Origin of the sequence: Tabrizicola sp., from assembly GCF_041911175.1 — a bacterium.
Classification (GTDB): Bacteria; Pseudomonadota; Alphaproteobacteria; order Rhodobacterales; family Rhodobacteraceae; genus Tabrizicola.
This window is the reverse complement of the sequence record NZ_JAYRPN010000088.1, coordinates 1-9,730: the sequence shown is the minus strand read 5'-3', so window position 1 is coordinate 9,730 and position 9,730 is coordinate 1. Positions and strand designations below refer to the sequence as shown.

Annotated in this window: 13 protein-coding genes and 1 other RNA gene; 4 read left to right on the top strand and 10 right to left on the bottom strand. The window is 67.4% G+C overall.

The features are described from left to right. The first annotated feature begins 75 nt into the window (after positions 1-75). Complete coding sequence (locus ACE3P6_RS12515; RefSeq protein ID WP_374395472.1) at positions 76-561, top strand: zinc-binding dehydrogenase; 486 nt, start codon at positions 76-78, stop codon at positions 559-561. Here ACE3P6_RS12515 and ACE3P6_RS12510 read toward each other — a convergent pair. Then, positions 549-1,400: a LysR family transcriptional regulator gene (locus ACE3P6_RS12510; RefSeq protein WP_374395470.1), complete on the bottom strand. Its 852-nt coding sequence runs from the start codon at positions 1,398-1,400 to the stop codon at positions 549-551. The genes ACE3P6_RS12515 and ACE3P6_RS12510 overlap by 13 nt on opposite strands. 124 nt (positions 1,401-1,524) lie before the next feature. Here ACE3P6_RS12510 and ACE3P6_RS12505 point away from each other — a divergent pair, with 124 nt between their 5' ends. Continuing rightward, complete coding sequence (locus tag ACE3P6_RS12505) at positions 1,525-1,746, top strand: DUF1127 domain-containing protein (RefSeq protein WP_374395468.1); 222 nt, start codon at positions 1,525-1,527, stop codon at positions 1,744-1,746. Positions 1,747-1,887: 141 nt separating this feature from the next. Beyond that, positions 1,888-2,625 (top strand): Bax inhibitor-1 family protein, encoded by a 738-nt coding sequence (locus ACE3P6_RS12500; RefSeq protein WP_374395465.1) that lies wholly within the window; start codon positions 1,888-1,890, stop codon positions 2,623-2,625. Between the two features lie 63 nt (positions 2,626-2,688). On the opposite strand, the gene ACE3P6_RS12495 is transcribed toward ACE3P6_RS12500, so the two are convergent. The 8 genes from ACE3P6_RS12495 to ACE3P6_RS12460 all read right to left on the bottom strand — a co-directional run bounded on the left by ACE3P6_RS12495 (position 2,689) and on the right by ACE3P6_RS12460 (position 7,795). Beyond that, entirely contained in the window at positions 2,689-3,381 is a 693-nt protein-coding gene (locus tag ACE3P6_RS12495) for a VIT family protein (RefSeq protein ID WP_374395462.1), read from the bottom strand. Between the two features lie 154 nt (positions 3,382-3,535). After that, positions 3,536-3,703 (bottom strand): 50S ribosomal protein L33, encoded by a 168-nt coding sequence (gene rpmG, locus ACE3P6_RS12490; protein ID WP_135448918.1) that lies wholly within the window; start codon positions 3,701-3,703, stop codon positions 3,536-3,538. Between the two features lie 112 nt (positions 3,704-3,815). After that, positions 3,816-4,223: RNase P RNA component class A (gene rnpB, locus ACE3P6_RS12485), an RNA gene on the bottom strand. Between the two features lie 11 nt (positions 4,224-4,234). Further along, complete coding sequence (locus ACE3P6_RS12480) at positions 4,235-4,900, bottom strand: N-acetylmuramoyl-L-alanine amidase (protein WP_374395460.1); 666 nt, start codon at positions 4,898-4,900, stop codon at positions 4,235-4,237. Between the two features lie 50 nt (positions 4,901-4,950). Continuing rightward, on the bottom strand, positions 4,951-5,703 hold the full coding sequence (locus ACE3P6_RS12475) for a hypothetical protein (RefSeq protein ID WP_374395458.1): 753 nt from the start codon (positions 5,701-5,703) through the stop codon (positions 4,951-4,953). A 29-nt stretch (positions 5,704-5,732) separates the two neighbouring features. Continuing rightward, positions 5,733-7,217, bottom strand: coding sequence for an Asp-tRNA(Asn)/Glu-tRNA(Gln) amidotransferase subunit GatA (gene gatA / locus ACE3P6_RS12470; RefSeq protein WP_374395456.1), 1,485 nt, complete (start codon positions 7,215-7,217; stop codon positions 5,733-5,735). Further along, a complete protein-coding gene (gene gatC / locus ACE3P6_RS12465; RefSeq protein ID WP_294974160.1) occupies positions 7,214-7,501 on the bottom strand; it encodes an Asp-tRNA(Asn)/Glu-tRNA(Gln) amidotransferase subunit GatC in 288 nt (95 codons plus the stop codon). The genes gatA and gatC overlap by 4 nt, the downstream gene beginning before the upstream one ends. Positions 7,502-7,576: 75 nt before the next feature. Then, positions 7,577-7,795: a hypothetical protein gene (locus ACE3P6_RS12460; RefSeq protein ID WP_374395454.1), complete on the bottom strand. Its 219-nt coding sequence runs from the start codon at positions 7,793-7,795 to the stop codon at positions 7,577-7,579. Between the two features lie 456 nt (positions 7,796-8,251). Between ACE3P6_RS12460 and ACE3P6_RS12455 the strand changes: the two genes are divergently transcribed. Next, complete coding sequence (locus tag ACE3P6_RS12455) at positions 8,252-8,950, top strand: metal-dependent hydrolase (RefSeq protein ID WP_374395452.1); 699 nt, start codon at positions 8,252-8,254, stop codon at positions 8,948-8,950. A gap of 308 nt (positions 8,951-9,258) precedes the next feature. Here ACE3P6_RS12455 and ACE3P6_RS12450 read toward each other — a convergent pair whose 3' ends face one another. After that, the gene (locus ACE3P6_RS12450; RefSeq protein ID WP_374395475.1) at positions 9,259-9,690 is read right to left on the bottom strand and encodes a nucleoside deaminase; all 432 of its coding nucleotides are present in this window, start codon (positions 9,688-9,690) and stop codon (positions 9,259-9,261) included. Between the last annotated feature and the right edge of the window lie 40 nt (positions 9,691-9,730).

The window sequence follows — 9,730 nt, the reverse complement described above, 5'->3', positions numbered from 1 at the left end:
GAAGAACCACCAGGGCGGCAGCCCTGTATCCACTGCCGTGATCAGCGGCACGCCGTAGAAGATCATTTTCACGGTGTGGCTGAAGGCCTGCGTCGCGGCTTTCGTCGCAACGATGGCATGGCGCGGCAGGCCGGTGCGGACGTGCTGATCGACAGCGAGGCACCCGGCCTGAAAGAGGCACTGCGCGCCGAGGGCGGGGTGGATGTGGTCTATGACGTGGTCGGCGGCCCGGCTTTCGACGCCGCCTTGCGCGCCTGCAAGCCCGACGGGCGGCTCCTGGCCATCGGCTTCGCCTCGGGCGAGGTGCCGCAGATCCCGGCCAACCTGCTTTTGGTAAAGAACCTCACCGTCTCGGGCTTCTGGTATGGCGGCTTTGAGGCCCACGCCCCGCAGCTGGTGGCCGACAGCATGGCGCAGCTTCTGCGCTGGCGGGCCGAAGGGCTGATCCGCCCGCATGTCAGCCAGATCCTGCCGTTCGAGGCTTTTCCCGAGGGGCTGGCCCTTCTGCGCGACCGCAAGGCCACCGGCAAGGTGGTGATCCGCGTCGGTCAGGACCCGTAGGCGCAGCGCAACTCGCCGACCAGATGGTCCACCGCCTCGTCGCTGCGCCGGGTGGCGCGATAGAGCCCCAGCTTCATCTCGCCCACGGGCGGCAACTGGTTCTCGCCCGCGATCGGCTCCATGCCCTCGGGAATGCTGCCCAGCATCCGCACCGACACGGCAAGGTCCGCCGCCACCGTCGCCTCGACCGCCTGCTCGCTTTCCCCGCCCGTCGCCATTTCCCACGGAATGCCCGCCGCCTCCAGCGCAGCCTGGGCCCGGCCCCGGAAGATGCAGGTATCCTTGAACCCCAGCCGCAGCGGGCGCCGCTGCCAGGCATTGCCCTCATGCGCACCCACCCAGACCAGCCCGCGCGACGACAGCACTTCCGCCGTCGGGTCGGGCGCCTCCTCCGTCGTGAGCATCACGTCGAAACCGCCTCTCGCGAACTCCTGCTTCATCAGCAAGGTGAAGGACGAGACCAGGTTGATCCGCACCCGGGGATAGGCCTGCGCCATCCGCCGCAGGATGCCGGGGATCACCGGATAGACCACGTCATGCGGCACCCCCAGCCGGATTTCCCCCTCGCAGGCGGTGGAAGAGAGCAGCGACAGCGCCTCGTCGTTCAGCGCCAGCATCCGGCGGCCATAGGACAGAAGCTGCTCGCCCTCCGGCGACAGCGCCAGTTTCCGCGCCGCGCGCAGGAACAGCGACAGTCCCAGCGACTCCTCCAGCCGCTTGATCTGCATCGAAACCGCCGACTGCGTCAGGTTCAGGAACCCCGCCGCCCGCGTGACCCCACCCACATCGGCGACGGTGACAAAGGAACGCAGGGCGGACAGGTCGAGGTTGCGCGGCATATCACGAATCCTGATGTAAGGGTTCACAATCATTCGTTTCCATAATGCATCGGCCTGGCGCAATGTTCAAGCATCCTGATGCAACCGCATCGACCCATCACCAATGCAGATGAAGGAACCCGCCATGCCCACCCGCCTCCTGTCGCTCCAATCCGCCCTCCTCCACCCGTCCGGCCTTGGCCGCCTGCGCAGCCGCCTCCTTGCCGCCTCCGGCCTTGCCCGGTCGCGCCACAGCCTGCGCCTGCTGGACGACCACCTGCTTTGCGACATCGGCCTCACCCGGGCCGAGGCGCTGGCAGAGGCCGACCGGGCCAGCTGGGACGCGCCGGCACATTGGCGGGGCTGACGCCGATGCGCTTTCACCCCCCAAATCACCTTCCGGCGCGACCAAGGTGCTTGAAATCACGGGTCCTATTCCCAATATTTCCCGCATGAGGTCGCGCCGGTTCCCCCGGCGTTGCCCTTAGGGACAACATCGGAGGCTTCAATGGCTGAATATGACACGATCCGCAGCGTAGGCGTCGGTGCCCGCGCTCAGATCGACGAGGGGCTTCGCGCCCATATGAACAAGGTCTACGGGCTCATGTCCGTGGCAATGGTCGTCACTGCCGGCGTCGCCTGGGGTGTCGGCTCGTCGGAACAACTCTTCTCGCTCCTGCGCAACCCCGTCACCGGCGGGATGACCATCCTCGGCTGGATCGCGATGTTCCTGCCGCTTGGCATGGTCTTCGCCTTCGGCGCGCTGATCAACCGGATGTCGGCTTCCGCCGCGCAGCTCTTCTTCTACGCCTTCGCGGCGGCGATGGGCCTGTCGATGGCCTGGATCTTCCAGGTCTTCACCGGTGTCTCGATCGCCAGCACCTTCCTGATCACCGCCATCGCCTTCGCGGGCCTGTCGCTGTACGGCTATGTCACCAAGCGCGACCTGAGCGCGATGGGCACCTTCCTGATGATGGGCCTGATCGGGCTTCTGGTCGCGATGGTCGTGAATATCTTCCTCGCCTCCTCGGCGCTGGCCTTCGCGATTTCGGTGATCGGCGTGCTGATCTTCGCGGGCCTGACCGCCTTCGACACGCAGAACATCAAGAACACCTACATCGCTCATGCGCAGGCGATGGATCAGGAATGGCTCGGCAAGGCCGCCATCATGGGCGCGCTGAACCTCTACCTCGACTTCATCAACCTGTTCATGTTCCTGCTGCAATTCTTCGGCAATCGCGAATGATCGCCTGACAGGATGACGAAAGGGCCGGTCGCAGGACCGGCCCTTTTCGTTTGTGAAGCCCCCTCAGACCACCGCCCCGAACAGCTTGCCAACCAGCGCCGTCACCGCCATCGCCACCGCACCCCAGAAGGTCACCCGCACCACTCCCCGCCAGACCGACGCCCCGCCCGCCTTCGCCCCGACCGCCCCCAGCACCGCCAGGAAGACCAGCGACAGCCCGGTGACCCACAGGCTGATCACCGCCTCGGGCACCAGCGCCGTCGTCGCCAGCGGCAGCGCCGCCCCCACCGCAAACGTCAGCGCCGAGGCCCCCGCTGCCACCAGCGGCCGTGCTTCGGTATGCTCGAAGATCCCCAGCTCATCGCGGACATGGGCGGCCAGCGGGTCCCTGGCATGCAGCGCCTCGGCCACCTGGCGCGCAAGCTCCGGCGGCACACCCCGGTCCTCGTAGATCCCTGCAAGTGCGCGCAACTCCTCCTCGGGGTCGGCGGCGATCTCGGCCTTCTCGCGCTCGACATCCGCGGCTTCGGTGTCGGATTGCGACGAGACCGAGACATATTCTCCCGCCGCCATCGACAAGGCCCCCGCTGCAAGGCCTGCCATCCCGGCGAGCAGCACCTCGCCCCGGCCCGAGGCGGCGGCCACCCCCACGATCAGCGAGGCGGTCGAGACGATCCCGTCATTCGCCCCCAGCACCGCCGCCCGCAGCCAGCCAACCCGTGCGACATAGTGGTCTTCCCGGTGATTGCGTTCCATGACCGGCCCCTTCTTGCTGGCTCCAGTCCTCGTGGCTCCGGGCAAGACCGTCAAGTGCAAGCAGGCAGGGCTCCGTCAGCATCGGCTTACCCGGCAAAGAAAAAGGGCCGCGTCCCCTCGGACACGGCCCCTGATCCTGCGGATCGGCGCGATCTTACTTGATCTTGCCTTCCTTGTATTCGACATGCTCCCGCTTGACGGGGTCGTACTTCTTGATGACCATCTTTTCGGTCATCGTGCGGGCGTTCTTCTTGGTCACATAGAAGTGGCCGGTGCCCGCGGTCGAGTTCAGGCGGATCTTGATGGTGGCGGGCTTTGCCATGATGACTTCCTCTGCATCGGGGAATCCAGCGGCCCCCGGTCAAATCCTTGAAGCCCGCCTTTTAGCCACGCGGGCGGCAGAGTCAACCGCGAAACGGCAGGCGGAAGTCAAATTGCGCGGAGAGCCTGTAAGCCGGATTCTGTCCACCCCGGACCGTGATCCGGGGCTGGATGACCATTCCTCTGCCAACCGTGTTGCCACGGCGGTCAAGCTGCCAACCCGGGCCTCTCGGGCGTTGGCGTCCCTGCGGCGGTATCCCGGACCGAGGTCCCGGACCTGCCCCGCGCGAGGCCCCTATTTGGCATTGCTCCGGGTGGGGCTTGCCGTGCCGGTCCTGTTGCCAGTCCCGCGGTGGGCTCTTGCCCCACCGTTTCACCATCACCCCTGCGAACAGGGGCAGTCTCTTCTCTGTGGCGCTTTCCCTGGGGTTGCCCCCGCCGGGCGTTACCCGGCACCCTTGCCAACGGGAGTCCGGACTTTCCTCGACCCCTTCCGGGACCGCGGCCATCCAGCCCTCCGCGCGGGGGTCAGTTAGGCATCGGCGCGCGGTGCGTCAACCGCAAACCGCCGCACCCCCGCCGCCAGCGCGCGGTCGGTGTCGTCCAGCGGACCCGCAGCCCAGGGCCGGAACCGCAGGCGGAAGGCGGTGAGCAAGGCTTCCGGCGCGGCCTCGGGGTATCCGAAGGCGCGCAGGTCGGCCAGAAAGCCCGCCATCTCCGCCATAGCGCCTCCCTCCCCCCCCGTGGGGGAGGGCTGGGGTGGGGGGGCATCCGTCAGGTCAGGCCAGACCACCAGCCCCTGCACCGCCAACCGCCGCCAGTCGAAGCGCGACCCCGGGTCGCCCTTCCGCTCCGGCGCCATGTCACTATGCGCGATCACCGATTCCGGCCCCAGCCCGTGCCGCTCCAGCACGCCCGCCAGCAGCCGCTCCAGCGCCGCCATCTGCGGCTCGGCAAAGGGCTCCCGCCCGGTATTGGCCAGTTCGATCCCGATGGACCGCGAGTTGACATCGCCCGCGCCGCGCCACTCCCCCGCCCCCGCATGCCAGGCCCGCGCGGCCTCGTCCACCAGCGACAGGACCGTGCCATCCCCGTCGATCAGGTAATGCGCCGAAACCTCGGCCAAGGGGTCGCACAACCGCTCCAGCGCCTCGGCGCAGGACGGCATGGCGGTGTAGTGCAGGACAACAAGCTCCACCCGGGCCCCGCCCCGCCGCTCGCCAAAGTTTGGCGAGGGGTGGCTCAGGCTCACTGCAGCGCAGTACGGAACGGGCGCGGATCCCAGGAACAGGCGAACCCGTCGCCGTCAGGGTCGATCCCCATCCGGTCGCGGTCCGGGCCGCCCTTGGCCAGGAAGTCCTGCTGCGCCTGGTCGGGCGAGGAATACTTGGCACAGGCCGCGTCGGCGCTGCGCAGGCTCATCCCCGACCGCTTGTACATCTGCACGCCCGGCGCATGGGTCGTCGCCAGCGCGAATTCCACGATGTTCGGCCCGGTATCGCCCGGTCGCTGCGGCAGGTCCTTCGGCTGGACCACGACATAGTCCGCCCGGTTCTTCGCGATGCGTTCCTTGTCGCTCTCGATGGTCTCGCGCGAGGAGACGGCGTCGAAGTCCTGCTCGTCGGAAATCCCGGTGTGGCTGGCCACCTCGCCCGATTCTTCCTTGATCCCCGCCGGAGCCCCGCCGCGCGGACGCTCGGCGCTGTCGGTCGGCAGGGGGGTCGCGGTCGGGGTCGGCGCAACGACCGGCGCCGCAGCCACCGGCGCCACCCCTTGCGAACGGTCGATGGCCGCAGCCGCAGCCGCCGGGTCGAACCCGCCGCCCGGCGGCACCACGGTCACCGGCGCACCCGCCGGGGCCGGAGCCGCGCCACGGACATAGCTGTTGTAGTCCTGGAATCCGACGCCCGGCCCCGTGCTCGAGGACGTGGGCGTGCAGGCCGCCAGCATCAGTGCAGACAAAAGGGTGCCCGCGGCGGGACCAAGGATAGTACGGCTCATCACTGCCTCAAGGATGCGTTTTGCGGCCCTTACCACCATTTTTCCGCTTTGGCCACAAACCCCGCACGGCTTTCCAACACATGTGCGTAATTCAGCAACTCTGCCTCTTCCCAGGGCCGCCCGATCAGTTGCAGCCCCAAAGGCAAGCCCTGCGCGTCCAGCCCCACCGGAACCGAGACCCCCGGCAGCCCCGCCAGGTTCACCGTCACCGTGAAGACGTCGTTCAGATACATCTTCACCGGGTCCGCATCCGCCATCTCGCCCAGGCCAAACGCCGCCGAAGGCGTGGCGGGCGTCAGGATCGCATCCACCCCGTCCGCGAACACCATCTCGAAGTCGCGCTTGATCAGCGCCCGCACCTTCCGCGCCCGGTTGTAATAGGCGTCGTAGAACCCCGCCGACAGCACATAGGTCCCCACCATCACCCGGCGCTGCACCTCCGCCCCGAAGCCCTCGGCCCGGGTCTTCTCGTACATCTCGGTGATGCCGTCGCCCTGCCCCAGCTTCGCCCGATGCCCATAGCGCACCCCGTCATAGCGGGCGAGGTTCGACGACGCCTCCGCAGGCGCGATCACATAATAGGCCGGCAGCGCATATTTGGTATGCGGCAGGGAAATGTCGCGCACCTCCGCCCCGGCATCCTTCATCATCTCGATCCCGCGCGCCCAGAGCGCCTCGATCTCGCCCGGCATCCCGTCCATCCGGTATTCCTTCGGGATGCCGATCACCTTGCCCCGGACATCCCCGGTCAACGCCGCCTCGAAATCCGGCACCGGAATATCCGCGCTGGTCGAATCCTTCGGATCATGCCCCGCCATCGCCTGCAACATGATCGCCGCATCGCGCACCGACTTCGTCATCGGCCCCGCCTGATCCAGCGAGGACGCAAAGGCCACGATCCCCCAGCGGCTGACCCGCCCATAGGTCGGCTTGATCCCGACGATCCCGGTGAACGCCGCCGGTTGCCGGATCGAGCCCCCGGTATCCGTCCCCGTCGCCGCCAGGCACAGGTCCGCCGCCACCGCGCTCGCCGACCCGCCGGAAGAGCCCCCCGGCGTCAGTGGAACGTTCGACCCCTTGCGCCGCCACGGGCTGACCACATTGCCATAGCACGAGGTCTCGTTCGACGAGCCCATCGCGAACTCGTCCATGTTCAGCTTGCCCAGCATCACCGCGCCCGCGCCGAACAGCTTCGACGTGACGGTGGACTCATACTCGGGCTTGAACCCGCGCAGAATGTTCGACGCCGCCTGCGATGGCACGCCTTTGGTGCAAAAGAGATCCTTGATCCCCAGCGGAATCCCGCACATCGCCGGGGCATCCCCGGCAGCCAGCCGAGCATCCGCCGCCCGCGCCTGCTCCAGCGCAAGCTCCGGCGTCTTGTGGACAAAGGCGTTCAACCCGTCGCCCGCATCAATCGCCGTCAGGCAGGACATGGTCAGGTCGACCGCCGAAATCTCACCCTTGCGCAAGCTTTCCCGCGCCGCCGCAATCGTCCAGCTGTTCGCGCTCATTCCACCACCTTCGGCACCGCAAAGAACCCCTCGCGCGCATCCGGCGCGTTCTTCAACACCTGCGCCTGGATATTGCCATCCGTCACCACATCCGCGCGCCGCTTCAGCCGCATCGGCGTGACGCTCGTCATCGGTTCCACCCCGGTCACGTCGACCTCGTTCAGCTCTTCCATGAAGCCAAGGATGCCGGAAAGCTGACCGGCCAGCTTCGGCAGATCGGCTTCCTCGACCCGGATACGGGCCAGCTTTGCCACCTTGCGGGCGGTGTCGATGTCAATCGCCATCGGGCTCTCCATTGGATTTGGCCCCGTTTAGCCGCCCCCGCCCCGCCCCGCAAGCGGGTGAAGCGGGGGCAGGCCCTACAGCAGCGGGTCCCGGGGCAGGCCGTCGTCCCAGTCCGGCTCCAGGCCGATGTCGCGCCTGAGATGGGCGTTCAGCCCCAGCAGCGGCAGAACGGGCTTGCGCCGGAAAGGGCGGAGCGCAAGCGTCCTGACAACGGCGAAAAGCCCGTGGCTGTCGATGATCTCGTCCAGCGTCACGCGCAGCGCGATCGGGCGGGGAAGGGTCGTATGGGTCATGATCAAATCCGGTAGCACACGGCCAGCCGGTCCTCTGCTCTGGGGATTGGGGCCGACCGGATGCGGGCAACCTGCCCGGCGGTCAGCGTTCAGCGGTCTGGAAGAAACGAATCCCGCGCGCTCTGGCGCTCAGGTCCGGCACGCCTTACGCGCGGCGATATCGCCAGCACGAAGTGGCGGTTGCTCCGGTGGCCAGTCCAGCGGGAACATCTTGGCGGATGTATGCAGTCATATGTCCGCCCCTCCCCTGGCTTACGCGGTTGCAAGACCGCCTCCTTACCCAAGGTCAGCCCGCCACGCACGGATTCTTTTCCCCGGCCCGGATTTTCCCGCCCCCCTGTGCCGGTCGCGCCACAGGCCCATCGGGTCATTCCCGCGCATCCCCCGACGGAATGATTGTCATGGATACAAGTTACGCCCTAGCCTGACCCCTTGCTGCCCAAGAAGGAGAGACCCATGCAGATCACCTGGCTCGGCCATTCCGGCTTCCGCATCGAAATCGAAGAGGCCGTACTCCTGGTCGACCCCTGGCTGACCGGCAACCCGATGTTCCCAGTGGGGCGTGAGGACGAGGCGGTCGCGGGCGCGACCCACATCCTCCTCACCCACGCCCACGGCGACCACGCCTCCGACGCCGCGCGGCTGGCGAAAAAGCTTGGCATCAAGGTGCATTGCATCCATGAACTGTCCGAATGGATGGAGGCCAACCAACTGGCCGAGACGGTCGGCTTCGGCAAGGGCGGGACCCTCACCCTGAACGGCGCGAAGGTGACGATGGTCCATGCCGTCCATTCGGCCTCGATTGACTTCACCGGTAAGGGGCTGCTGCCTGCCGGGGACGCCGCAGGCTTCATGATCGCGGGGGAAGGCCACACGATCTACCTCTCGGGCGATACCGACATCATGGCCGACATGGCCTGGATGGCCGAATACCACCAGCCCGACATCGGCATCCTGTCCTGCGGCGGGCATTATACGATGGACATGGAGCGTGCCGCCTGGGCCGCGCGGAAATGGTTCAATTTCCGCTGGGTGATCCCCTGCCACTACCGGACCTTCGGCCTTTTGGCGCAGGATGCGAGCGTGCTGAAAGCAGGCCTGCCGCCAGGGATCGAGGTGATCGAGCCCGAAGTGCTGGACCCGATCCGCATCTAGCGCCTGTCCACGCTGGGCGGCATCGCGGCCCCTTTCAGATCAACGGCTTGACGGCGGGCATTTACCCGCCGTCAGGCCTGTTCGCCCGGGCCCGGTGCCCCCACCTTTCATCTTTGCCCAAATATCCCCGCCGGAGGCTCCCGGTCCTTCAACCCGCAACCGGCACCTCCCAAGGGGCACAACCGCTGCCCCGGAGAGAGAGGGTCGGGGTGAGGGGGCCGCACCATCGGCAATTCTTGCCAAATCCCTAACGTCCGCGACCAACCCATTGAAAACATGGGATCCAAAAATCTGTCCACCGTGGACACTCATCCCCGCCTGCCCGCGAAGAACCCTTTCAACAAGCCCTCCGCCTCCCCCGCCCCGATCCCGTCATAGACCTCGGGAACATGGTGGCACTGCGGATGCGAGAACACCCGCGCCCCGACCGCGACCCCGCCCGATTTCGGGTCCGCCGCCCCGTAATACAGCCGCCCAATCCTGGCCGCCGAGATCGCCGCCGCACACATCGGGCAGGGTTCCAGCGTCACATAGAGATCGCAGCCCACCAGCCGCTCCGACCCCAGCACCCGGCAGGCCTCGCGGATCGCCAGCATCTCGGCATGAGCCGTCGGGTCCTGAAGCTCCCGCGTCCGGTTCCCCGCCCGGGCCAGCACCCGCCCGCCCGACACGACCACCGCCCCCACCGGCACCGCGCCCCGCAAAGCCGCCGCCCGCGCCTCCACCAGCGCGGCCTCCATGAACGACCGGCACCCTTCGCGTTGCTCTTTCATCTTTGCT